Genomic DNA, 23380 nt, shown 5'->3' on the forward strand with positions numbered 1-23380 from the left:
GGCGCAGTTCTGTCGGCGTCTACCGTATTGATCCCGGACAGCTTGTCCGGGGTATCGAGTGCCCAAGCCAAGGATGGTGGTAGTGGTGGCGGCGGTGGATCGGGCGGCGGGGGCGGTGGTGGTGGTCACGGCGGCGGTGGGTCTGGCGGTGGTGGCGGAGGTCACGGCGGCGGTTCTGGTGGCGGTGGCGGCGGTTCTGGTGGCGGTGGCGGCGGTCACGGCGGCGGTGGTTCCGGTGGCGGAAGCGGGGGCGGGGGCGGCGGCAATGGCGGTGGTCACGGTGGCAGCGGCGGCGGTGGCAATGGCGGCGGCCACAGTGGAAACGGCAGCGGCGGCAACAGCGGCAGCGGCCACAGCAGCGGCGACCATGGTTCGGGACACTCAGGCAGCTCAGCCTCATCCGGGCGCAGCGGCACTCACTCTGAGCCCGGCGACGATCACGGTGTGCACCGCTCGGGCGAAATCGGCGACGACCGCGGTGTGCATGTCGGTGGCGAGCCAGGCGATGACAAAAGGTCCTGACAGGGGCTGATCTTCAAAACCCCACAATCCCTTGTAGGAGCGAGGCTTGCCCGCGAAGGCGTCGTATCAGTCAACGCTTGTTTTGAATGTCACGACGCCTTCGCGGGCAAGCCTCGCTCCTACAAGGAGATGTGTAATCCGGCGTCCTACAACCCACACTCAACCCGATCCAGCCGCTCGCGCAAAAACTCGATCAACGCCTGCACCGGCCGCGAACTCTGGCGATGCTGCGGATACACCGCCGACAACGTCAGCGGCGGCGGACGAAACTCATCCAGCACCGGCACCAGCCGCCCCTCCTTCAGCGCCGAACCGACAATGAACGTCGGCAAATACGTAATCCCCATCCCGGCCACCGCCGCATCCTTGAGCAACTCCCCGTTGTTGACCCGCATCCGGCCCGTCACGTTGACGCTCAGCGGCTTGCCCTGCCCTTCGAAACGCCATTGCACCTGACGCCCGTGGCCGTAAGGCAGGCAGTCATGGTTGTGCAAATCTTCGGGTTTGAGCGGCGTGCCGCGCTCAGCCAGATAGGCCGGGCTGGCGCAGTACACGCGCTGGATGGAGGCGATGCGGCGGGCGATCAGGGTCGAGTCCTCCAGGATGCCGATGCGCAACGCCAGGTCGTAACCCTCGCTGAGCAAGTCCACCGGCCGATCGCTCAAGTCCACTTCCACCGTGACATCGCGATAGCGCTGCAAAAACAACGGCAGCAAGCAACCCAGATGCGCCAGCGCAAACGACAACGGCGCACTCACGCGGATGGTGCCGCGAGGCTCGGTGGTCTGGCCGGCGATGCCCTGCTCCACTTGCTCGACTTCACCGAGCAAACGTAACGCGGACTCGTAATAACTCTGGCCCAGCGGCGTGACGTCCAGCCGCCGCGTGGAGCGATTGAGCAGGCGCACGCCCAGACGCTCTTCGAGCTGCATCAAGCGCCGGCTGACGAACTGCTTGGACAGGCCCAATTGATCGGCTGCCGAGGTGAAGCTGCCGGAGTCCATGACCTGGCAAAAAATACGCATATCTTCGAACGGGTTCATTGTCACGCCTTGGTTGACAGTCAAACACTTTATAGCTGCTTTTTCCCTTTTGGGCGACCTATTAATCTGTGTCCACGGTGTTGCTGAGGCCTGACCTACAGCGCCAGCAGCGACCGACCTCAGGTAATCAAACGCTCATTAATTAAAAAGGATTTGCCCCATGAACATCGTCAAACAAACCCTGACCGCTTCCCTTCTCGCCCTTTCCATCGGCAATGCATTCGCCGCCGGCAGCCCGGGTGTCGAACACAATACCCAGGCCTTCCTCGAAGCCCTCGCCGCCGGCGGTGGCAAGCCGCTTGAGCAGTTGAGCCCCAAAGATGCCCGTGCGGTGCTGACCGGTGCGCAAAACTCGGTGAAGGTTGATCTGTCGGGTGTGGACGTCAGCGATCGTGCGATCAAGGTCGACGGGCAAACCATCAACCTGAAAATCGTCCGGCCGGCCAAGGTCAAAGGTGAATTGCCGGTGTTCATGTTCTTCCACGGTGGCGGCTGGGTGTTGGGCGATTACCCGACTCACCAGCGTCTGATCCACGATCTGGTGGTCGGCTCCGGCGCTGTCGCGGTGTATGTCGATTACACGCCGTCGCCGGAAGCGCATTACCCGACTGCGATCAACCAGGCCTACGCCGCGACCCGTTGGGTGGCCGAGCATGGCAAGGACATCGGCGTCGATGGCAAGCGCTTGGCGGTAGCCGGCAACAGCGTCGGCGGCAACATGGCGGCGGTCGTGGCGTTGATGGCCAAGGAACAGAAAGCACCGTCGCTGCGCTTCCAGTTGTTGATGTGGCCGGTGACCAACGCACAGTTCGACAGCGGCTCGTACCAGCAATTTGCCGAAGGCCACTTCCTGACCAAGGGCATGATGAACTGGTTCTGGGACAACTACACGACCGACCAGGCCGAGCGCGCGCAGATCCATGCCTCGCCGTTGCAAGCCAGCGCCGAACAGCTCAAAGGCCTGCCCGCCGCCCTGGTGCAAACCGCCGAGTTCGACGTGTTGCGTGACGAAGGCGAAGCCTATGCCCGCCACCTCGACGCAGCCGGTGTGCCGGTCACGGCGGTGCGATACAACGGCATGATCCACGACTTCGGCCTGCTCAACCCGCTGAGCCAGATTCCGGAGGTGAAGGCGGCGGTTCGTCAGGCAGCACTGGAACTCAAGACTCACTTGAATTGAGTCACCTCGCCTCGCCACACAGCAATGTGTGGTGAGGCTGCTTTTTGTAGGAGCCAGGCTTGCCGGCGAAGGCGTACTTGAGGGCGCCTTCGCCGGCAAGCCTGGCTCCTACAAAAAACTACCGCCAACAACAACCAGTCTGCCGGAGTTCTCCCATGTCTTTTGTCCTCGCTCACCTGCTGTCCTGGAGTGCCCTGCTGCTGGTGATCGACACCGTGCTCTGGCACCTCGCGCCGTTCAAGCATCGCGTCACGCGGGTTGGCGTGCGGCTGGCGTTGTTTGTGCTGTTCAGCGCGCTGGTGATCAATGCCGGTGTGAGCCCGTTGCAGGCACCATTGTTCGCCGAGGATCGTGTCGCGCAATTGGGCGCCACGGCGTTGGGGATTCTCTGGTGGCTGTACTCCGCGCGGGTGCTCACCGAAGTCATCGGCCTGGTGCTGATGCGCCGCATCGGTCACAGCGGTCGCTTGTTGCAGGACGTCATCGGCGCGCTGGTGTTCCTGATTGCAGTCGTCGCGGCGGCCGGTTACGTGCTGGAGCTGCCGGTGAAAGGCTTGCTGGCGACGTCCGGTGTCGTGGCCATCGTCGTCGGTCTGGCGTTGCAAAGCACCTTGAGCGACGTGTTTTCCGGGATCGTGCTCAACACCACCAAGCCGTATCAGGTGGATGACTGGATCATGATCGATGGCGTCGAAGGCAAAGTCCTCGACATCGACTGGCGCGCCACGCACCTGCTGACCAGCGCCGGCAGCACCGCTGTGGTGCCGAATTCGGTGGCGGCCAAGGCGAAAATCGTCAACCTCAGCCGGCCGACCAACATGCACGGCGTGTCCATCAGCATTCAAGTGCCCAACCACATCCGCCCGCGTCGGGTGCTGGATGCGCTGGAGCGCACGCTTCAAGGCAGCAGCAGTTTGCTGCTCAACCCGGCGCCGAAAGCCGTGCTCAAAGAGGCTGGCGAAACCATGTCCGAGTACGTGGCCAGCGGCTTTATCGCCGAGCTCGGCAAGAAGAGCGAGGTGCGCAATCAGCTGTTCGACCTGGCGCACCGGCACCTCGAAGCGGCGGGAATTTCCCGGCAGATCGATGGTGTTATTGAACCGACAACCCGCGCACGGGCGTTGCTGGATGAAGTGAAAGTCTTCCGTTCCCTGAGCGAGGACGAGCGTGATCAATTGGCTCAGTCCATGGTCCCGCAGCAATACGCGGCGGGTCAGGTGGTGCTGGAATTGGGCGAAGTGCCGGACAGCTTGATGGTGATCGCCACAGGCGTGGTCAGCGCCACCGTGCCCGATGGCACCGGGCCAACCGAAGCCGGGCGCATGGGGCCGAGTGAGGTGATGGGTGAACAAAGCGTGCTCACCGATACACCGTCCCAGGCCACCTTCACCACCCTGACCTCATGCATCATTTACCGGATCGACAAATCCCTGACCCGTGGTTGCATGGAACAACGGGTTGAAGTGGGTCGGGCACTGAACAAGCTGCAAGCGGTGCGGCAGCAGAACAGCCGGTTGGCGCTGATGGCCAAACCGGTTCCGATCAAGAAAAACGGCTTCCTCAACTGGCTGCAAAAACGCCAACAGGCCTAGTTTTTGTGGCTGCCTGAATGTTGTGGTGGCGTGCTTTTGTGGCGAGGGAGCTTGCTCCCGCTTGAGCGCGTAGCGCTCACCAAAAAGGGGCTGCTTCGCAGCCCAGCGGAAGCAAGCTCCCTCGCCACAAAAACCTCACCACCCCATGAGGTTGTCCCAGACATAAAAATGCCCGCACAGTCGCGGGCATTTTTATGGATCGCCGGGCTTACTTCGAAGTCAGCGCCACGTAGCTGTTCATCAAGTTGCGATAGTTCGGAATACGCGGCGACAGCAGGTTCGCCAGGCCTTCCATGTCGTTACGCCAGTCACCCTGCAGCTCGCACGCCACCGAGAACCAGTTGACCAATTGTGCTCCGGCCGCCGACATGCGTGCCCAGGCCGCTTGCTGCACGGTTTCGTTGAAGGTGCCCGAGGCGTCGGTCACTACAAACACTTCAAAGCCTTCCGCCAATGCCGACAACGTCGGGAAAGTCACGCATACGTCGGTCACCACACCCGCGATGATCAGTTGCTTGCGGCCAGTGGCTTTAACGGCTTTGACGAAATCTTCGTTGTCCCAGGCATTGATCTGGCCTGGACGCGGGATGTACGGCGCGTCCGGGAACAGTTCCTTGAGCTCAGGCACCATCGGGCCGTTCGGGCCATTTTCGAAACTGGTGGTGAGGATGGTCGGCAATTTGAAGAACTTGGCCAGGTCCGCGAGGGCCAGCACGTTGTTCTTGAATTCGTTCGGCGAGAAATCCTGGACCAGCGAGATCAGGCCGGTCTGGTGGTCGACCAACAGGACTACGGCATCGTCTTTGTTCAGGCGCTTGTACGGAACGTTGCTCATGTGAAACTCCTCGATGGATGGGTATTACGCAAGGCGCCGACGCAGCGCATCGGCGCGTTTTGTGATCGTCAGAACGCGAAGCACGAGCAGCCGAACGCGCCCCAGAAACCGGCGAAATCGCTGACCGGCGCGTTCGACAACCGGGCCTTTTCATGGCTGTGGGCATGCACGCCGCATGGCCCGCTGCAATGGTGAACCTGCGCCTGCATCGGCGACGTCGGACGCCAATGACCCGGCACCTTGACCACCGGCGACCAGTCCGGCAGCACCGGCACGCTGGCAGGTCCCAGTTTTTCGAAATCACCGGCGGCGTACACCACCTTGCCGCCGACCACGGTCAACACCGATTCGATCCACTTGATCGCTTCTTCATCGACGCTGAAAAAGTCAGCGCTGAGCGCCGCGACATCCGCCAGTTGGCCAATCTTGATCTGGCCTTTCTTGCCCTGCTCGGACGAGAACCAGGCGCTGCCGTGGGTGAACAGCTCCAGCGCGGTCTGCCGGGACAGGCCCTCGGCGTGCAGTTCCAGGCCACCGACGGTGCGGCCACTGACCATCCAGTACAACGATGTCCAAGGATTGTAGCTCGACACCCGCGTGGCATCCGTACCGGCGCCGACCGGTACCCCTTCGGCCAACATGCGCTTGATCGGCGGGGTCGCCTCGGCGGCCTTGGCGCCATAACGCTCGACGAAATACTCGCCCTGAAACGCCATGCGATCCTGAATCGCAATACCGCCACCCAGCGCCCTCACCCGCTCGATGTTCTGCGGCGTAATGGTTTCAGCGTGGTCGAAAAACCATGGCAAACCGTTGAACGGAATGTCGCGGTTGACCTTCTCGAACACGTCGAGCATGCGGCTGATGGATTCGTTGTACGTGGCGTGCAAACGGAACGGCCAGCGCTGCTCGACGAGGTGGCGAACCACCGGTTCCAGCTCATCTTCCATGGTCTGCGGCAGGTCCGGACGTGGCTCGAGGAAGTCCTCGAAATCCGCCGCCGAAAACACCAGCATTTCCCCGGCGCCGTTGTGTCGCAGGTAATCGTCGCCCTGATGCAGGGTCACGCTCGACGTCCAGTTCTTGAAGTCGGTCAGCTCTTCTTTCGGCTTCTGCGTGAACAGGTTGTAGGCGATGCGAATGGTCAGCTGCTGGTCCTTGGCCAACTGTTCGATCACCTGATAATCGTCGGGATAATTCTGGAAACCACCGCCGGCATCGATGGCGCTGGTCAGGCCGAGGCGATTGAGTTCGCGCATGAACTGGCGCGTCGAGTTGACCTGATACTCCAACGGCAACTTCGGCCCCTTGGCCAGCGTCGAGTACAAAATCATCGCATTGGGACGGGCGACCAGCATGCCGGTCGGCTCACCGTTGGCATCGCGCACAATCTCGCCACCCGGCGGGTTCGGCGTGTTGCGGGTGTAACCGGCCACGCGCAAAGCGGCGCGGTTGAGCAAGGCGCGGTCGTACAAATGCAGGACAAACACCGGAGTGTCCGGCGCGGCCTGATTGAGTTCTTCGAGGGTCGGCATGCGCTTTTCGGCGAACTGGAATTCGTTCCAGCCACCGACCACCCGCACCCATTGCGGCGTGGGCGTGCGATCGGCCTGGTCCTTGAGCATGCGCAAGGCATCGACCACCGATGGCACGCCTTCCCAACGCAGTTCGAGGTTGTAATTCAGACCGCCGCGAATCAGGTGCAAGTGCGAGTCGTTGAGGCCGGGAATGACGCAACGACCCTTGAGGTCGATGACCTGCGTGCCCGACCCGCGCAGGGCCATGGCTTCAGCGTCGGTGCCGACCGCGACGAAGCGACCTTCGCGGATCGCCACCGCGCTGGCGCGTGGGTTTTCACGGTCAACGGTATGAAATTGGCCATTGAATAAAATCAGATCGGCGTTCATCGCGTTTCCTTGGACGGAGTGGATTGAGACAGCCAGGGCGCGAACAGACGCGTCGCCATCGGCATGAACAGGTACACCACCGAAACGACGATGGTCAGCGTGATCAGGAACGTCGCGACCACGTAATTGGACAGGATGGCGTTAAGTTGCAGCAGCGGGCCCCAGAGCAGCGGCACCAGCAAGGTGTGCGGCAGAATCACCAGCAACGTCACCACGGCCTGCTTCCAGCGCGGCGGCGGTGGCGAAGCGGCGTCGGCCTGCGGCGCGAACCAGAATTCGTTGACCGGATTGACCTCGGTCTGGTCGCCATCGGCGAGCATCGGCGTGGCTTCGTTGACCAACTCAAGGCGCTGCGGCGAATCGAGCCAACGCTGCATCGCGTCCGTGGAACAAAAGCGCAGCACGCAGGTGTACATGTCCAGGCCAGCGTTTTTACCGCGCATCACGTCCACGCCCAAGTGCCCTTCCTGCTGCCCGGCGATGCTGACAATGTTGCGCAACCAGGCTTCATAGGGCGCTTCAAAACCGGCTTTGACCCGGTGCTTGATGACCAGGGTCACGACTTCCTCGAAACGATTGGATTCAGGCATAACGCAAAGCTCCGGCAAATCGGACATTGAGCGCCAGCCGTCCCGGCCCGGCGATAAGTAGGCTGGTGAACACAATCAACAGCAGCCAACCGAACTGCCCTTCATCGAGACTCCATTGCGCATGCACCACCAGCAGCGCGATCAGCAACACTGCCAAAATCGGCAGACACGCCAGACGCACCAACACCCCTGCGATAATCAGCAACGGGCACAGCACCTCGGCAAAAATCGCCAGCATCAGCGTGACATTCGCGCCGAGGTGAAACGGGTCTTCGATGACTTGCAGTTGAGCGCTGAAGTTAAGCAGCTTCGGCAAACCGTGCACCCACAGTAGAAACACACCGCCAGTGACCCGCAAAAACAGCAGTCCGAAATCCTGCGCCCGCTCATCCCATCGCGATGTATTCATGGCTACCTGCGCAAATGAAAAACCACCGGCGTTCATGCGCCGGGACCTGGTTTGATAGTGCCGGGACGGGAGCGGGGAAAATTGGATGTACGTGCTGTTTTGCGGATGAGCCGGATCTACAACCGACGAAGATCCTGTGGGAGCGAGCCTACTCGCGATAGCAGTGGATCATTCAGCCTTGATGGTGGCTGATACGCCGCCATCGCGAGCAGGCTCACTCCTACAATTGGATTGGGTGCATCTGCGAAATATTGATCGGCTGGCAGGCCGCCTTCGCTGGCAGGCCAGCTCCCACAATTGGATTGGGTGTATCCGCAAAATGTTGGTTGGCTGTCAGGCCGCCTTCGCTCCCACAGTGGAATGTGGGTACCTGCAAGAGATTGGTCGGCTGTCAGGCCCCCATCGCGAGCAGGCTCACTCCTACAGTGGAATGGGAGTACCTGCAAAATATTGGTCGGCTGGCAGGCCGCCTTCGCTGGCAGGCCAGCTCCCACAATTGGATTGGGTGTATCCGCAAAATGTTGGTCGGCTGTCAGGCCGCCTTCGCGGGCAGGCCAGCTCCCACAGTGGAATGTGGGTACCTGCAAGAGATTGGTCGGCTGTCAGGCCGCCTTCGCGGGCAAGCCTCGCTCCTACAAGGGTTCGGTGTACACGCTTCGCTCTTCACCACTCATTAGGCCGAGCGTTAGCTCGCCTGCTTTTGATCTTGATCTGCCCGCCCCTTCGGGAGGCCGAGTGGAGGCGTTCATCTGGGGGGTGGGCGCGCAGCGCCGTGCGGCGAAGCCGCACACATCGAGAGGAGGTCGAAGCGAAGCCGACCGGAGGCGATGCCCCCAGATGAATGCCGGAGCGAGGGAACGCCGAGCCTAGGCGAGGGGCCGGACGCTGGGGCGAAGCCTTTTGCTTACTTTTCGGCGTTTGGAAAAGTGAGTCGCTGTAAGAGCGAAACCATAAGCAGCCGTTACCGCAGAAATGGATATGTACACCTGAAAGAGATAGGTCGGCTATCAGGCCGCCTTCGCGAGCAGGCTCACCCCACATTGGGACGGGGTACATCAAGGGGAACCTGGTCGGCCCGAAGGCCGCCACGTTCAAGCCGAAACCACCAAAGGCCTCGACATGAACTCACTGATCCGCGACCGCAACCACCGCTCCGCCGGATCATTGTCATGCACCCCACTCCAGGCCATCGACAACTGCGCCGCATCAATGGGAAACGGCGGATCCTCCGCCCGCAACGCACACCCCTCCACCAGCGCACACGCCGCATAATCCGGCACCGTGGCAATCATCTCAGTCCCGGCCAACAACGCCCGCAACCCGCTGAACTGCGGCACACCCAACACCACCCGACGGCTGCGACCGACCTTGGCCAGATCCAGATCGATATTGCCGCTCAAATCACCCGAGAACGACACCATGGCATGCGGACGTTCACAATATTCGTCCAGCGTCAGCGTCCCCGGCCGCTTGTCCCCGCGCAGCACCTTGCAAGGAATGTCCCGCAACTTCTTGCACTTGGCATTCGCCGGCAAATCCGTGGTGTAACTCACCCCCACGGAAATCTCACCCGAGGCCAGCAACGCCGGCATCAGCAGATAGTTGGCGCGACGCACCACCACCACGATCCCCGGCGCCTCTTCCTGCAATTGCCGCAACAACGGCGGAAACAAACCGAACTCGGCATCGTCCGACAGCCCGATGCGGAACACATCGCTACTGGTCGTCGGATCGAATTCCTTCGCCCGACTGACCGCCCCGGAAATCACATCCATCGCCGGTTGCAGCTCCTTGAGAATAGCCAGTGCCCGCGCCGTCGGCTCCATGGCGCGACCATTGCGCAGCAACAACGGATCGTCGAACAAATCCCGTAACCGCCCCAGCGCCGCACTCACCGCCGGCTGCCCCATGAACAGTTTTTCAGCGACCCGGGTCAGGTTCTTTTCGAACATCAACGCTTCGAAAATCACCAGCAGGTTCATGTCGACGCGACGCAGATCGTTACGGTTCATAGGCACGGTTTCCTTGTGTGTTCAGCCAGGCTTGAGGGTAACGATTGTCTCTGACTTTACGTAAGACTGCCCACCCGGCATGAGGAATTAACAACGTTTAACTCGCCTGACAAGGCCTCGCAACCAAGAATGAAGCTCACCGACACGGACAATTGTCATGGCCCATTCTCAGCAAAACGTCGCCCGTGCTGCAGTCGATGAAGCACCCAGAAAAGCCACCGGCGGCTTGACCCCATGGCGTGAAGAGCTGGCCAAGCAACTGATCCTCGAACGCCTGGGTGAAACCGTTGAAGTCACCGAACTGGCCCGCGCCTGTGCCCTGTCGCGCAGTCATTTTTCCCGAGCGTTCAAGTGCAGCACCGGGCTCTCGCCCCAGGACTGGATTCGTCACCAACGCATCGCCCGGGCCAAGCAATTGATCCAGAACACCGACATGACGCTGACGCAAATCAGCCTCGAATGCGGCTTCTGCGATCAGGCGCATTTCTGCCACATCTTCACCCGCAGCGAAGGCATCAACCCATTTGCGTGGCGTTGCCGTGCGGTGCGCGCCCTTCCCCCACGTCGCGCCTGCACCGCTCAAACTCACGCGTTATAAAACCTGTTTTATCAGAGCGAAAACCGGCGCGGGCCCATGCCCGCGCCGGGGTACATCAACCCTTGAGAAACGCCAGCAGATCAGCGTTGAGCTGATCCTTGTGGGTATCCGTCAAGCCGTGGGGCGCACCGGGGTAGACCTTCAGCTGCGAACCTTTCACCAGTTTTGCTGAGGCGATACCCGCCGCTTCGAAGGGCACCACCTGGTCCGCGTCGCCGTGCACCACCAGCGTCGGGATGTCGAACTTCTTCAGGTCTTCGGTGAAGTCGGTTTCCGAGAACGCCTTGATGCAGTCGTAGGCGTTCTTGTGGCCGGCCATCATGCCTTGCATCCAGAACCAGTCGATCATGCCCTGGGACGGCTTGGCGTCCGGTTTGTTGAAGCCGAAGAACGGCCCGCTGGCGAGGTCGATGTACAGCTGCGAACGGTCGGCCAAAGATGCCTGGCGAATGCCGTCGAACACTTCGATCGGCAGGCCACCGGGGTTGGCTTCGGTCTTGAGCATCAGCGGCGGCACCGCGGAAATCAGCCCGGCCTTGGCCACGCGACCGGTGCCGTGGCGACCGATGTAGCGCGCCACCTCGCCGCCGCCGGTGGAGAAGCCGAACAGCACGGCGTCTTTGAGGTCGAGCAACTCGATCAACTGCGCCAGGTCATCGGCGTAGGTGTCCATGTCGTTGCCAGTCCACGGCTGGCTGGAGCGGCCATGACCACGACGGTCGTGGGCGATCACCCGGTAGCCTTTGGAGGCCAGGAAGATCATCTGCGACTCCCAGCTGTCGGCGTTCAACGGCCAGCCGTGGCTGAAGACGATGGGTTGGCCGGTGCCCCAGTCCTTGTAGTAAATCTCGGTGCCATCTCGGGTCGTGAACGTACTCATGCGATGTCTCCTTTGCGAGTGTTGGGGGTGTATCAAAGCGGTGATGGGTTCATTCGTTCAGCCAGCCGCGCCACCCGCTCGCCGAGGTGCGCGGCGGTGCAACGGTCTTCGGGAGGTGGGGCGAGGTCCGGGGTCTGTTCGACATTCGACTGGGCCATGGCGCCGAGCGAGCTGCCGAGGCGATTCATTTGCCCGTCGAAGGCGCCGGTGCTGGAGCGCGCCGGCAGCAGGTCGAGGCCGACCCAGATCATCGAGTGCTGCGCGGCGAATACCGCCATCTGCAGCAAGGTGTTGAGTTTGTCGCCGCACAGGCAGCCGGAATTGGTGAAGCCGGCCGCCAGTTTGTCGCGCCACGGCTGGGCGAGGTAGAACGCCGCCGTGGACTCCATGAAGCCTTTGAACTGCGCCGACGCGCTGCCCATGTAGGTCGGGGCGCCGAAGATGATGGCGTCGGCGCTGTGCAACCGGTCCCAGTGCTGGTCCACTTCATCGACCGGAACCAGCAGGCAGGTGCTGCCCACATGCCGTTCCACACCCAGGGCCACGGCTTCGGCCATGACCCGGGTGTGCCCGTAGCCACTGTGATAGACCACCACCACGTTGCTCATCCCGGTGTCCTCATGACAAGTTGATCCCTTTGCTACATGCCCCACTCGCCAGCCCGGCACAATTCCCTGTGGGAGCGAACCTGCTCGCGATGGCGGCGGCACATTCAACATCGAAGCAAGCTGACCCACTGCTATCGCGAGCTGGCTCGCGCCTACAAGACCAGCGGGTGTTGAAGCAGCAGAGTTTTGGGCGTAGACCAGACGCAGGACGAGTTAAACGTTGTTAATTTTCATTGGCGCGCCAAAAGCCTCAACAGCGGCTTTGCCAAGGTTGTCCCTCAATAAATGCGGCGCCTGCCAGGGACGCCCGGTACAGGCAGTCGCAGCGGACACCCGACAGTCAGGCGAACACCTCGTTGCGTTGCCGGAAAAACCTGAGGAATATGCTCGGAAACCGCGTACCAGACGGCTGCAAGCAGGAGCGACACGTTGACCCTTTCCCCAGAACAGGCCATCCATTTCGGCCCCTACCGGATCTATCCCGGACAACGCCTGGTGCTGGAGGCCGACCAGCCCCTGCGCCTGGGCCGGCGCGCCATGGATATTCTGCTGATTCTGCTGGAGCACGCCCCAAACGTGGTCAGCAAACAGCAACTGATCGCCGGGGTATGGCCCAAAAGCGTCGTCGAAGACATCAACCTGCGCGTGCACATGGCGGCGCTGCGCAAAGCCCTCGGCGACGGCCAGGCCGGCCAGCGCTATATCGTCACTGTCGCTCAGCGCGGCTACAGTTTTGTCGCGCCCTTCTCCCTCGAGTCCATCGAGCAGCACCCTGCGAGCGAAAGCCTCCAGCCGAGCGCCCATAACCTGCCGATCCGCCGGACGCGCATGATCGGTCGTCAATCACTGGTCGAAAACCTGGTCACTCAGCTGTCACGCCAGCGCTTCATCACCCTCGTCGGCCCCGGTGGCATCGGCAAGACCACCGTGGCGCTGCGCGTCGCCGAACTGTTGATCGGCCGCTATCGGGACGGCATTCGCCTGCTGGACCTGGCGCCGCTCAGCGATCCGAGCATGATCAGCGCCCAGTTGGCGACGCTGCTGGATTTGTCCCTGCACGATGCCGAATCTACAAACGGACTGGCCACGTTCCTGCGCGAGCGGCGGATGCTGCTGGTGATCGACAACTGCGAGCACCTGCTCGACGCGGTCGCGCTGCTCTGCGAAAGCATCCTGCGCGCCGCGCCGCACGTGCACATCCTGGCCACCAGCCGCGAGAGCCTGCGGGCCGAAGGTGAGTTCGTCCAGCGTCTCGAATCGCTTGATTGCCCACCCCCCATCGCGGTGCTGGACCGCGCCCAGGCGCTGACCTTTTCCGCATTGCAACTGTTCGTCGAGCGGGCCATGGCCAGCCAGGACAGTTTCGAGCTGAGCGATGACGACCTGCCGTTATTGATTGACATCTGCCACCGCCTGGACGGCATTCCGCTGGCCATCGAACTGGCGGCGGCGCAAGTCAGCCACTTTGGCCTGAGCGGGTTGCTGACGCAGTTGCAAGGCAGTTTTCGCCTGCTCACCCAAGGCTGTCCGTCGACGCTGGGCCGGCACCAGACCCTGCGCGCCACGCTCGACTGGAGTTTCGAACTGCTCAACGCCTGCGAGCAAACCTGCCTGCGCCGACTGGGGGTGTTCAGGGGCGGTTTTACGCTGGAGTCGGCCGCGGCGGTGATCGTCGGCGAACACATCGAGCCCGGCGAGGTGTTCGGTTCGATCACGCAACTGGTGGCCAAGTCGTTGCTGAACGTGGAAGTGGGCGACGAAGAAGTGTTCTACCGCTTGCTCGACACCACCCGCAGCTACGCACTGGAAAAACTCGACCAGACTGTGGACCTGCCGGATACGCGAAAACGCCACGCTGAGCGTTGCCTGGTCTTGATGCATCAGGCTCAAACTGACTGGGAGCTGATTTCCACGGGCCTGTGGATCGAGCGTTACGCCCGCAGTCTGGATGACATTCGTTCGGCCCTCGACTGGGGCTTTAACGCCCAAGGTTCGCAGGCGCTGGCGATCCGGCTGACTGCGACGTCGACGCCGCTGTGGCAGGAGTTGTCGCTGCTCAAGGAACATGGCGTTTACGTGCGCAAGGCGCTGGCCTTGCTGGAGGCCGCGCCCGAGCCCTGTCCTCACCTGCAAATGGCCCTCAAGCTCGCCCTCGGCAGTTCCTGCTACCACACCCAGGGCGGCACGGCCGAAACCATTGCCGCGTTCGTCAGCGCCAGAACCCTGGCCAGGCACAACAACGACGTGGCCGGTCAACTGCGGGCGGTGTCCGGGCACATGGCGGTCAATCTCAGTTGCGGCCACTACCAAATGGCGCTGGAGCAGAGCCAGCTGTTCGACCGCCTGGGCGCCCAGGGTGACCCCGTGCTGTCACTGAGCACGCACCGCCTGCGCGTCCTGGCCCTGCACTTTGCCGGCAATCAGCAACTGGCCCGGGTGAATGCCGAACAGGTCATCCAGCGCATGGCCCAGAGCGGGCACCTCAACCGCTTCACCCACGGCTTTGGCGTGCAATACGATCAGAGCGTGGCCGCCCTGACGATTCTGGCGCGTATCCTCTGGTTGCAAGGCCAGCCGGAGCAGGCGTGGCGCACCGCCCGCCAGGCGCTGGACATCGCGCTCCAGATCAACCACGGCACCTCCATTTGCTACACCCTGGCGCTGGCCGGCTGCCTGATCGCCCACTACAACGGCGACAGTACAACCGCACGCAAACTGTTACGGCTGCTACTGGAACAGGCGCAGAAACATTCGGTGCTGCTGTTTCACACGTGGGCGCAACACTACGCGCAGGTGATCGACCCGGCTGGAGCACCGTCGGCGCCACCGCCGGGTGCCGGGCTGATCAAGGAAATCATGGTCACGCTGGACGCCACGTTCGTCGATGACGCCTTGTGGCAACGGGCCGATACCGGGGCAGCGGGCTGGAGCACGGCGGAGATATTGCGGGCCAGGGCTGATGCGTTGCTGACTGAAGAAAATGCGCAAGCAGTGGATGACCCGAGTGGACGCGTTCGCGAGCAGGCTCGCTCCCACAAAAGCGAGATGGCGGAGGAGGTATTGCTGCGAGCGTTGAATGTCGCCAGGCATCAGGGCGCCCTGGCCTGGGAGCTGCGCAGCGCCACCTCGCTGGCGCAATTGTGGCAGCGCCAGGGTCGACATCAGCAGGCTCATGAACTGCTGACGCCGATCTACAATCGGTTCACCGAAGGCTTTGCCACCCCGGACCTGAGCAAAGTCCGTCGGCTACTCGACGAGCTGCATGGGCACCTGAACGCCTGAGACCCAGCGTGCCCGGCTGATGTAATGCGAGTAGCGCTGTTCGAACGTACGCAGGTGGCCGCTGTGTTCGAGTTTCTCCAGGGCATAGGTGCGCGTGGTATTGAGCAAGCGGTACCGCGTGGTGCCGTTGACCTGATCCATCGACAGCAGCGACTTGGCGACCAACCGCTGTACCAGCGTCGCCAGTTGATCGGGTTTGAGCAGCTCGCAACTGCTGACGCCAATCGCCGCCTCCAGGGTGAAGGACATCTTGAACACCGAGAGGCGCTGCAACACGGTTTGCTCCCCCTGGTTCAGCCGTTCATAGCTCCAGTCCAGCGCAGCCTTGAGGGTTTGATGCCGGGGCACGGCCGTGCGTCGCCCCTGAGTCAGCAGTTGAAAACAGTTATCCAGCTGAGCCTGCAAGCCGACCAATGCCAGCGCATCGATCTGCGCCGCTGCCAGTTCAATGGCCAGCGGCAAACCGTCAAGTCGTCGACAGATTTCACGCACTGCCTTGAGGTCCTGTTCGCGCAAGGCAAACCCTTGTTGACGCGCTCGGGCGCGACTGACGAACAGCTGCACCGCCGAGTAGCCCATGGACTCGGCCACGCTGTGCAACGCCGACACGGGCGGCACCGCCAACGACGGCAAGCGCTGGACTGTTTCCCCCGCCGCCATCAGCGGTTCACGACTGGTGACGAGAATCGACAGCCGAGGCGCCGACGCCAGCAAATCGTCGACCAATGCCCGGCAGCGTTCCAACAGGTGTTCGCAGTTGTCGAGCACCAGCAACATATGCCGATTCGCCAACACATCCAGGGTTGTGCCGACCTCCAGTTCCAGGGTTTGTGTCAGGTGATCCACCACGCGTGCGGGATCATCGAGCACCGCGAAATCCACCAGCCAAACGCCATCTTTATAGTGCTGCAACAGCAGTTCGGCCACGCGGAGCGCCACGGTGGTCTTGCCGATGCCAGCGGGGCCGACCAGGGTCATGAGCCGCCGAACCGGTAATTGCCGGACCAGGCTGCCGACCATCGAGTCCCGTCCGGTCACGGGTGTGAGCCGCGCAGGCAGGTTGTGTTGATGTTTTTGCGCGGTCTCGATCGAGACCACGGTGGTCGCCGGCACCGACTCCACCGGGGCGACAAAGCTATAACCGCGCTGGGGGATGTTGACGATGTAGCGCTCACCGTTCTGCCCGTCGCCAAGCGCCCGTCGCAGCGCCGCAATATGCACGCGCAGGTTGATTTCTTCGACCACGGACGTCGGCCAGACGTGGGCAATCAACTCGTCCTTGCTGACCACATGGCCGGCGCGCTCAACCAGCACCTGGAGGATATCCAGGGCGCGACCGCCCATGCGCAGCGGCCGATCACCGTCCAGGATCAGCCGTTGCCGCTGGTGAAAGGCGTAGGGGCCGAACCGCAGCACCGTATCGCTGTTTAAATCTCTGAAGCTGTTCATGCACGTTTGCGTGCTGAAAACCTGGCCCGGCTCACAGTGCAGAAATATCGATCGCACCCACCTTCCAGGCTCCCGCACCTCCATTGCAAAGAGTTCATGGCTATCTTGGCAGGCCTCGGTGACGGTACAACTGCCATGGGGGGAGCGTCACGGCCATTGCGGTGCGCACAACGGCCAAGAACGCTCTAGCTGAACTGTTCGCGGTATTGCGTCGGGGTCAGACCGAGCTTTTCAGCGAACAGGAAGCGCATATGGCGCACGCTGCCAAAGCCACTTTTGAAGGCCACGGTCTTGAGTGGCAGATCGCTGGTTTCCAGCAGATTCCTGGCGCAATCGATGCGCGCGCTTTGCAGAAACTCCATGGGCGTCATGTTCACGTCCCGGGCAAACATCCGGGCGAAGTGCCGCGTGCTCATGTTCGCCAGGCCGGCCATGCGTTCGATGCTGAAGGCTTCGTCGAGGTGTTCGAGCACGTGATTCTGCACGCGGGTGATCGGCGTTTCCTGCGGCGCGACAGTGGCCATCAACGGACTGAATTGCGCTTGCCCGCCCTGGCGTTTCATCACCACCAGCAACACCTTGGCCACGTCCTGGGCGACTTTCTTGCCGTGGTCTTTGGCGACCACCGCCAGTGCCAGGTCAATACCGGCAGTGACGCCGCCGGAGGTGATGAGGTTGCGGTCCTGCACGTAAATCTGATCGGTCTCCACCGTCGCCTTGGGGAACCCTTTGATCAGCCGTTCGGTGTAATGCCAGTGGGTGGTGACGCGATAACCGTCCAGCAAACCGGCATGCCCCAACACGAACGCGCCGGTGCAGATCGAGCCGTAGCGCCCGGCGCGATCGACAGCTGCTTTGAGCCAACACAGCAACGGCGGATGTTTTTCGTTGTACGCGCCCGGGCCGCCCGGCACCAGCAGCAGGTCGTAGGCTTGATCGGCCTGATCGATGTGCAGATCGGCCTGAACGCTGACGCCGTTGGAGGCCCGCAGCGCGCCATGCTCGGTGCCGATGGTCGCCAGTTCATAACGGTCATCTGCTGCCAGGTATCGATTGGCGATGGAAAACACTTCCATGGGCCCGGCCATGTCGAGCAGCAGAAAGTCCGGAAACAACACCATAGCCACGGTTTTCATGGGTTCACAGTCACTGAAGTCAAAAGAAGGTCCCTCTAACAAACACCAATCCCCTGTAGGAGTGAGCCTGCTCGCGATAGCGGTGTGTCAGTTACCAAAAATGCCGACTGATACACCGCTATCGCGAGCAGGCTCACTCCTACAGGGGTTTTGTATCCGGCATTAGAGCGGTGCTGTGCATTATGGCCAAGTGTGGCGCCGGCGTCGGATAAGAATACGCAATCGCACGCCTATTACTGTCAACCTAAACGAGACAGTATTTCAATTTCCATCTACTTATTGCACCAGCCAGTAACCATTAACCTTCTCCTCACTCGGACGAATCAACGTCCCCACAGGAGATTTCATCATGCTGACCCTTCGCAAAGCCTCGGATCGCGGCGCCGCCAATCATGGTTGGTTGAAGTCGTTCCACACCTTTTCCTTCGCCAATTACCGCAACCCGAAAGAGCAGGGTTTTTCTGACCTGTTGGTGATCAACGATGACCGTGTGGCGGCCGGTAAAGGCTTCGGCCAGCACCCGCACCGCGACATGGAGATTTTCTCCTACGTGCTCGAAGGTGCTTTGGAACACAAGGACACCCTGGGCACCGGTTCGGTGATCCGTCCTGGCGATGTGCAATTGATGAGCGCCGGCAGCGGCGTGGCCCACAGCGAGTACAACCACTCGGCCACGCGGCCGGTGCACTTTCTGCAAATCTGGATCGTGCCGGACGTCAGCGGCGCCAAACCGCGTTATCAGCAAGAGCACTTCAGCACCCAGAAAAAACGTGGGCGCCTGCAACTGATCATCTCTCCCGACGGGGCCAAGGGTTCGCTGAAGGTGCGTCAGGACGCACGGGTGTATGCCGCGCTGATCGACGGCAAGGAAAGCGCCACACTGGAACTGGCCGCCAACCGCTACGCCTATGTGCACGTGGCCCGTGGCAGCGTCGAACTCAATGGCGTGCAGCTGCAAGAAGGTGATGGCGTGCGGGTGCGTGATGAGCAGGTGCTGGCGTTGAGCAACGGTGTGGATGCCGAAGTGCTGGTGTTTGACCTGCGCCCGCAGGAACTGCCAGAAATGCCATGACCGTGACTGACCTGGGGGCTTCTGTGTCCCCAGGCTTTACCAGCCAATCACATCATCTGTGGCGAGGGAGCTTGCTCCCGTTGGACTGCGAAGCAGTCCCCTTCTCTTTAGATAGATAGGGGGCCGCTCCGCAGCCCAGCGGGAGCAAGCTCCCTCGCCACAAGGGTTGTGTGAGTCCTTCGATTGGCGACGACTCACTCGCCGGTACCGGAAAACACCGCGACAATTTCATCGATAACCGCCCGAACCCTGGCCGTATGCCGCAAGTCCGCGTGGGTCACCAGCCAGACGTCATAGGGCACCGGTCGCGTGCGCTCCGGCCATAACCTGACCAGCCCGTCCCTCTCCCCCATGTACACCGGAATTTCCCCGACCCCGAGCCCCGCCGCGATGGATCGGCGCACCAGCAGACTGGAACTCAGACTCGCCACAATCCGCCCGCGCCCCAGCGGTTCCGAGACCAGGGTCATGTCTTTATTGCCTTGCAGGTACGGCTGATACACCACCAGGTCGTGCCCTTCGAACGCCGAGCCCGGCGTTGGCACGCCATGGGCATCTACGTAATGCTGAGAAGCAAACAAACCCACCGGCCAGCGTGCGATGCGACGGGCGATCAGGTCCGGGTTGTCCGGCCGGGTGTTGCGCACGGCAATGTCGGCTTCGCGTTTGGCCAGGCTGAGAATCTGCGTGGAGGCGTCCAGTTGCACGCGCACGTCGGGGTGCTGTTCATGTAAGTGGGCAATGGCCGGGATCAGAAAATCGATGGCCATGGAATCGGTGGTGCTGACCCGCACCAGCCCGGTCAGTCGATCGTCGAGCCCCTGAATCCGACGCTCCAGTTCCAGTGCCGAATGCTCCATTTTTTCCACGGCCGTCAGCGCCGCCTCCCCCACCGCTGTCAGCGCATAGCCTTCAGAGGTGCGCAGAAACAGCGTCGCACTCAACGACTTCTCCAGCGCCGTGATCCGTCGACCGACCGTGGCCTGATCGACCCCCAGCACCCGCGCCGCGCCCCGCAGCGTCGACTCTCGGCACACCGCCAGAAACACCCGTGCGTCATCCCAATTCATACGGCTCCCCCACTGATGCAGATTTGCATCACCATAGCGCAAACTCGCTGCGTTATTACATCAACCGATCGAGATAGTCTGAAGGCCAGCGTAAAACCTTCTCAGGACCTTCCCATGCACAGCACATCGACTACCCCGCGCAGTGCGATCTGGCTGCCGATCTTCGCCGGCCTCAGCGCCAGCCTGGTCAGCATCGGCCTGGCGCGGTTTGCCTACACGCCGCTGATTCCCTCATTGATCCAGGCGCACTGGTTTTCCGCCAGCGACGTGGTGTACCTCGGCGCCGCCAACCTCGTGGGTTACCTGATCGGTGCGCTGATCGGCCGGCCAGTGGCCAACCGCACGTCGAACAAAACCGCGTTACGCCTGATGATGCTGGCCGTGACCTTGTCGTTTTTCGCCTGCGGTTTTCCATTGTCGGTGAGCTGGTTCTTCGGCTGGCGATTGCTGTCGGGGGTTGCCGGTGGCGCAATCATGGTGTTGGTGGCCGCGACGGTATTGCCCCACGTGCCGGCGTCCCGCCGAGGTCTGGCCAGCGGTGCGATTTTCCTCGGCATCGGCCTGGGCATCGCCGGCTCGGGGACGATTGTGCCGCCGCTGCTGAGCCTTGGCTTGCAGCAAACCTGGTTTGGCCTGGGGCTGCTGTCACTGCTTCTGACAGCCACGAGTTGGTTCGGTTGGCCGAAAGAGGCGCATCATCAAGCCGCTGCGGTGTCGATCGAGAAAACCACCACACCAACCGACCCAGGGGTGTACCTGTTGTTCGCCCAATACGCCTTCATGGCCGCCGGGCTGGTGCCGGCCATGGTGTTTTTGGTGGATTACGTGGCCCGCGGCCTCGGCGCCGGCCCGCACATCGGCGCGCTGATCTGGGTGATGTACGGACTGGGCGCGATCATCGGGCCGGTGAGTTACGGTTTTCTGGCCGATCAACTGGGCGCAAAGCTGAGCATCCGCCTGGTGCTGGTGGTGCAGGCGATTGCCGTCGGCCTGCTGTCGATTTCCAGTTCGTTTACGGCGCTGGCCGTGCTGGCCGTGATCCTCGGTTCGTTCCCGCCAGGCATCGTTCCACTGGCGCTGGCGCGGGTGCATGAACTGCTGCCGAACCATCACCAGCAGCAGATTGCCTGGAGCCGTGCGACGGTTTCATTCGCCACCTTCCAGGCGATTGCCGGGTTTGCGTATTCGGCGCTGTTCAATGCCAGCGGCGGGCAGCATGGGTTGTTGTTTGTGATTGCGGCGGGCGCGATTGTGATTGCACTGTTGCTGGAACAGGCCATGCGTTTGCTGAACAGCCCCACTGTAGGAGTGAGCCTGCTCGCGAAGACGTAGGCAGATCCTGCAGCAATGTGACTGATATACCGCTATCGCGAGCAGGCTCGCTCCTACAGGGGGTTGGTGGTTTGGACTGAATTATTGATTCACTGATGCGATCCCATTTACAGACGACTTTCTCGACAGGACTCCAACATGACTTTGCCGCAAACCATGACCCTGATTGAAATCACCGAGCCCGGCGGCCCCGAGGTGTTGAAGCCGCGCCAGGAACCGGTGCCCACGGCCGGCGCAGGCGAAGTGCTGATCCGTGTGCACGCCGCCGGGGTCAACCGTCCCGATGTGATTCAACGCGCCGGCAAGTACCCGATGAAACCCGGCATGAGCCCGATTCCCGGGCTGGAAGTGGCCGGTGAAGTGGTGGCCGTCGGCACCGACGTCAGCGAATTCATCGTCGGCGACAACGTCTGTGCGCTGACCAATGGCGGTGGTTACGCGCAGTATTGCGTCGCCCCGGCCAGCCAGACGCTGCCGATCCCTGAGGGCATGGATTGGGTGCACGCAGCGGCCGTCCCGGAAACCTTCTTCACGGTGTGGGCCAACCTGTTCGACATGGGCGGCGCCAGCAAAGGCCAGCGCGCGTTGATTCACGGCGGCACCAGCGGCATCGGCACCACGGCACTGATGCTCTGCCGCGAATTCGGCGTCAAGGCCTTCGCCACGGCGGGCAGTGAGGAGAAGTGTGCGGCGATCCGCAAGCTGGGCGCCGAGGCGATCAACTACCGCGACCAGGATTTCGTCCAGGTCATCGCGGAAAAAACCGCTGGCAAAGGCGTCAACGTGATCCTCGACATCATGGGCGGTTCGTACCTGAATCAGAACATCGCGGCACTGGGCATGGAGGGTCGCCTGGTGATGCTCTGCTTCCTCGGCGGTGCCCGCGCCAACGACGTCGACCTGATGGCGATCATGGGAAAGCGCGCGACGATCACCGGCTCGCTGATGCGCTCGCGCACCCGTGAAGAAAAAGCCTCGATCGCCGAACAGCTGCGCGAGTACGTGTGGCCGGTACTGGCTGCCGGGCGTTGCCTGCCGATGATCGACAAGGTTTACCCGTACACCGAGGCCGCGCAGGCCCATGCACGGATGGAAGCCGGCGATCACATTGGCAAGATTGTGTTGCAGGTGGACTGATCAGTAACCCTCGCCAGCCGCCAATGCGCCGCCGATGATCGCGATGCCCGAGCTGGTGCCCAGTCGCGTAGCGCCAGCTTCGATCATCGCCAGGGCGGTCGGGTAATCGCGCACGCCACCAGAGGCCTTGACGCCGATGTCGGGGCCGACGGTGCGACGCATCAGCGCAACGTCTTCCACGGTGGCGCCGCTGCGGCTGAAACCGGTCGAAGTCTTGACGAACGCGACCTTCAGTTCACGACAAATCTCGCAAGCCTTCACCTTTTCGGCATCGGTGAGTAGGCAGTTTTCCAGGATGACTTTCAGCGGCACCTTGCCGCACGCCTGCAACACCTGGGCGATGTCGTCGCGCACCTGATCAAACAAGCCGTCTTTTAACCAGCCTATGTTCAACACCATGTCGACTTCCCCGGCACCGGCGGCAATCGCCCGCTCGGCTTCGAAGGCCTTGGTGTCGCTCAGGCCGGCGCCCAGCGGGAAGCCGACCACCGCGCAGATATTCACGCGCTGCCCTTCAAGGCACTGAGCCGCATGAGGGACTTGACCCGAATTCACGCACACCGAATAGAAGCCGTGTTCGGCAGCTTCGCGACACAGCGCGGCGATTTGCTCGCGGGAAGCATCAGGCGCCAGCAAGGTATGATCGATGTACTGCGCCAGCGCTTGGGGTTCGAGGTGTGCCATCGCAAAAACTCCTGTTTGTATATTCAAATGCCCCTGCGCCAC

Annotated in this window: 20 protein-coding genes and 1 pseudogene; 8 read left to right on the top strand and 13 right to left on the bottom strand. The window is 61.9% G+C overall.

Annotation, left to right across the window (positions count from 1 at the left end):
- Positions 1-65: 65 nt before the first annotated feature.
- Positions 66-251, bottom strand: a pseudogene (locus tag FBY01_RS32175) (hypothetical protein); the annotation flags it as partial.
- A gap of 14 nt (positions 252-265) precedes the next feature.
- Here FBY01_RS32175 and FBY01_RS32180 point away from each other — a divergent pair.
- Positions 266-532: a hypothetical protein gene (locus FBY01_RS32180; protein ID WP_145306320.1), complete on the top strand. Its 267-nt coding sequence runs from the start codon at positions 266-268 to the stop codon at positions 530-532.
- 136 nt (positions 533-668) lie between these two features.
- Here FBY01_RS32180 and FBY01_RS00130 read toward each other — a convergent pair whose 3' ends face one another.
- A complete protein-coding gene (locus FBY01_RS00130) occupies positions 669-1565 on the bottom strand; it encodes a LysR family transcriptional regulator (RefSeq protein ID WP_102595902.1) in 897 nt (298 codons plus the stop codon).
- 160 nt (positions 1566-1725) lie between these two features.
- Between FBY01_RS00130 and FBY01_RS00135 the strand changes: the two genes are divergently transcribed.
- Together FBY01_RS00135 and FBY01_RS00140 are read left to right on the top strand one after the other, a co-directional pair.
- A complete protein-coding gene (locus FBY01_RS00135) occupies positions 1726-2745 on the top strand; it encodes an alpha/beta hydrolase (protein ID WP_077750467.1) in 1020 nt (339 codons plus the stop codon).
- Between the two features lie 155 nt (positions 2746-2900).
- Positions 2901-4337, top strand: coding sequence for a mechanosensitive ion channel family protein (locus FBY01_RS00140; RefSeq protein WP_145306318.1), 1437 nt, complete (start codon positions 2901-2903; stop codon positions 4335-4337).
- 208 nt (positions 4338-4545) lie between these two features.
- Here the strand turns inward: FBY01_RS00140 and ycaC are convergent, their stop codons facing one another.
- The 5 genes from ycaC to FBY01_RS00165 form a co-directional block, all read right to left on the bottom strand.
- A complete protein-coding gene (gene ycaC, locus FBY01_RS00145; protein WP_010455729.1) occupies positions 4546-5172 on the bottom strand; it encodes an isochorismate family cysteine hydrolase YcaC in 627 nt (208 codons plus the stop codon).
- A 68-nt stretch (positions 5173-5240) separates the two neighbouring features.
- Entirely contained in the window at positions 5241-7079 is a 1839-nt protein-coding gene (locus FBY01_RS00150) for an amidohydrolase (RefSeq protein ID WP_010455731.1), read from the bottom strand.
- The gene (locus tag FBY01_RS00155; RefSeq protein ID WP_102595898.1) at positions 7076-7669 is read right to left on the bottom strand and encodes an antibiotic biosynthesis monooxygenase; all 594 of its coding nucleotides are present in this window, start codon (positions 7667-7669) and stop codon (positions 7076-7078) included. Before FBY01_RS00155 ends, FBY01_RS00150 begins: the two co-directional genes overlap by 4 nt.
- Entirely contained in the window at positions 7662-8078 is a 417-nt protein-coding gene (locus FBY01_RS00160; RefSeq protein WP_077750469.1) for a DoxX family protein, read from the bottom strand. The genes FBY01_RS00155 and FBY01_RS00160 overlap by 8 nt, the downstream gene beginning before the upstream one ends.
- 1091 nt (positions 8079-9169) lie before the next feature.
- Entirely contained in the window at positions 9170-10090 is a 921-nt protein-coding gene (locus FBY01_RS00165; protein ID WP_145306316.1) for a LysR family transcriptional regulator, read from the bottom strand.
- A gap of 157 nt (positions 10091-10247) precedes the next feature.
- On the opposite strand from FBY01_RS00165, the gene FBY01_RS00170 reads away from it, so the two are divergent.
- Positions 10248-10688, top strand: a complete 441-nt coding sequence (locus tag FBY01_RS00170) for a helix-turn-helix domain-containing protein (RefSeq protein WP_145306314.1) — start codon at positions 10248-10250, stop codon at positions 10686-10688.
- A 55-nt stretch (positions 10689-10743) separates the two neighbouring features.
- Here FBY01_RS00170 and FBY01_RS00175 read toward each other — a convergent pair whose 3' ends face one another.
- The gene (locus FBY01_RS00175; RefSeq protein ID WP_077748146.1) at positions 10744-11568 is read right to left on the bottom strand and encodes an alpha/beta fold hydrolase; all 825 of its coding nucleotides are present in this window, start codon (positions 11566-11568) and stop codon (positions 10744-10746) included.
- 32 nt (positions 11569-11600) lie between these two features.
- Positions 11601-12176 (bottom strand): flavodoxin family protein, encoded by a 576-nt coding sequence (locus FBY01_RS00180; protein WP_102595815.1) that lies wholly within the window; start codon positions 12174-12176, stop codon positions 11601-11603.
- A 429-nt stretch (positions 12177-12605) separates the two neighbouring features.
- Between FBY01_RS00180 and FBY01_RS00185 the strand changes: the two genes are divergently transcribed.
- Positions 12606-15458, top strand: coding sequence for a winged helix-turn-helix domain-containing protein (locus FBY01_RS00185; RefSeq protein ID WP_145306312.1), 2853 nt, complete (start codon positions 12606-12608; stop codon positions 15456-15458).
- On the opposite strand, the gene FBY01_RS00190 is transcribed toward FBY01_RS00185, so the two are convergent.
- Positions 15423-16907, bottom strand: coding sequence for a winged helix-turn-helix domain-containing protein (locus FBY01_RS00190; protein WP_145306310.1), 1485 nt, complete (start codon positions 16905-16907; stop codon positions 15423-15425). The two genes, FBY01_RS00185 and FBY01_RS00190, sit on opposite strands and share 36 nt — an antisense overlap.
- A 185-nt stretch (positions 16908-17092) precedes the next feature.
- Complete coding sequence (locus FBY01_RS00195) at positions 17093-18043, bottom strand: GlxA family transcriptional regulator (RefSeq protein WP_042932737.1); 951 nt, start codon at positions 18041-18043, stop codon at positions 17093-17095.
- A gap of 349 nt (positions 18044-18392) precedes the next feature.
- Here FBY01_RS00195 and FBY01_RS00200 point away from each other — a divergent pair, with 349 nt between their 5' ends.
- The gene (locus FBY01_RS00200; protein ID WP_010455748.1) at positions 18393-19115 is read left to right on the top strand and encodes a pirin family protein; all 723 of its coding nucleotides are present in this window, start codon (positions 18393-18395) and stop codon (positions 19113-19115) included.
- A 194-nt stretch (positions 19116-19309) separates the two neighbouring features.
- On the opposite strand, the gene FBY01_RS00210 is transcribed toward FBY01_RS00200, so the two are convergent.
- Positions 19310-20185: a LysR family transcriptional regulator gene (locus tag FBY01_RS00210; protein WP_145306305.1), complete on the bottom strand. Its 876-nt coding sequence runs from the start codon at positions 20183-20185 to the stop codon at positions 19310-19312.
- Between the two features lie 114 nt (positions 20186-20299).
- On the opposite strand from FBY01_RS00210, the gene FBY01_RS00215 reads away from it, so the two are divergent.
- Together FBY01_RS00215 and FBY01_RS00220 are read left to right on the top strand one after the other, a co-directional pair.
- Positions 20300-21517 (top strand): YbfB/YjiJ family MFS transporter, encoded by a 1218-nt coding sequence (locus FBY01_RS00215; RefSeq protein WP_145306303.1) that lies wholly within the window; start codon positions 20300-20302, stop codon positions 21515-21517.
- A gap of 138 nt (positions 21518-21655) precedes the next feature.
- A complete protein-coding gene (locus FBY01_RS00220; protein WP_145306301.1) occupies positions 21656-22654 on the top strand; it encodes an NAD(P)H-quinone oxidoreductase in 999 nt (332 codons plus the stop codon).
- Here FBY01_RS00220 and deoC read toward each other — a convergent pair whose 3' ends face one another.
- A complete protein-coding gene (gene deoC, locus FBY01_RS00225; protein ID WP_145306299.1) occupies positions 22655-23338 on the bottom strand; it encodes a deoxyribose-phosphate aldolase in 684 nt (227 codons plus the stop codon).
- Positions 23339-23380 lie beyond the last annotated feature (42 nt).

Origin of the sequence: Pseudomonas sp. SJZ077, from assembly GCF_007993905.1 — a bacterium.
Taxonomy (GTDB): Bacteria; Pseudomonadota; Gammaproteobacteria; order Pseudomonadales; family Pseudomonadaceae; genus Aquipseudomonas; species Aquipseudomonas mandelii.

Coding starts and splice junctions, on each gene's coding strand:
- FBY01_RS32180 (WP_145306320.1), top strand. CDS start 266: ATGGCGGTGGTCACGGTGGCAGCGGCGGCGGTGGCAATGGCGGCGGCC.
- FBY01_RS00130 (WP_102595902.1), bottom strand. CDS start 1,565: ATGAACCCGTTCGAAGATATGCGTATTTTTTGCCAGGTCATGGACTCC.
- FBY01_RS00135 (WP_077750467.1), top strand. CDS start 1,726: ATGAACATCGTCAAACAAACCCTGACCGCTTCCCTTCTCGCCCTTTCC.
- FBY01_RS00170 (WP_145306314.1), top strand. CDS start 10,248: ATGGCCCATTCTCAGCAAAACGTCGCCCGTGCTGCAGTCGATGAAGCA.
- FBY01_RS00220 (WP_145306301.1), top strand. CDS start 21,656: ATGACTTTGCCGCAAACCATGACCCTGATTGAAATCACCGAGCCCGGC.
- FBY01_RS00195 (WP_042932737.1), bottom strand. CDS start 18,043: ATGAAAACCGTGGCTATGGTGTTGTTTCCGGACTTTCTGCTGCTCGAC.
- FBY01_RS00175 (WP_077748146.1), bottom strand. CDS start 11,568: ATGAGTACGTTCACGACCCGAGATGGCACCGAGATTTACTACAAGGAC.
- FBY01_RS00200 (WP_010455748.1), top strand. CDS start 18,393: ATGCTGACCCTTCGCAAAGCCTCGGATCGCGGCGCCGCCAATCATGGT.
- FBY01_RS00140 (WP_145306318.1), top strand. CDS start 2,901: ATGTCTTTTGTCCTCGCTCACCTGCTGTCCTGGAGTGCCCTGCTGCTG.
- FBY01_RS00160 (WP_077750469.1), bottom strand. CDS start 8,078: ATGAATACATCGCGATGGGATGAGCGGGCGCAGGATTTCGGACTGCTG.
- deoC (WP_145306299.1), bottom strand. CDS start 23,338: ATGGCACACCTCGAACCCCAAGCGCTGGCGCAGTACATCGATCATACC.
- FBY01_RS00180 (WP_102595815.1), bottom strand. CDS start 12,176: ATGAGCAACGTGGTGGTGGTCTATCACAGTGGCTACGGGCACACCCGG.
- FBY01_RS00155 (WP_102595898.1), bottom strand. CDS start 7,669: ATGCCTGAATCCAATCGTTTCGAGGAAGTCGTGACCCTGGTCATCAAG.
- FBY01_RS00210 (WP_145306305.1), bottom strand. CDS start 20,185: ATGAATTGGGATGACGCACGGGTGTTTCTGGCGGTGTGCCGAGAGTCG.
- ycaC (WP_010455729.1), bottom strand. CDS start 5,172: ATGAGCAACGTTCCGTACAAGCGCCTGAACAAAGACGATGCCGTAGTC.
- FBY01_RS00150 (WP_010455731.1), bottom strand. CDS start 7,079: ATGAACGCCGATCTGATTTTATTCAATGGCCAATTTCATACCGTTGAC.
- FBY01_RS00215 (WP_145306303.1), top strand. CDS start 20,300: ATGCACAGCACATCGACTACCCCGCGCAGTGCGATCTGGCTGCCGATC.
- FBY01_RS00165 (WP_145306316.1), bottom strand. CDS start 10,090: ATGAACCGTAACGATCTGCGTCGCGTCGACATGAACCTGCTGGTGATT.
- FBY01_RS00190 (WP_145306310.1), bottom strand. CDS start 16,907: ATGAACAGCTTCAGAGATTTAAACAGCGATACGGTGCTGCGGTTCGGC.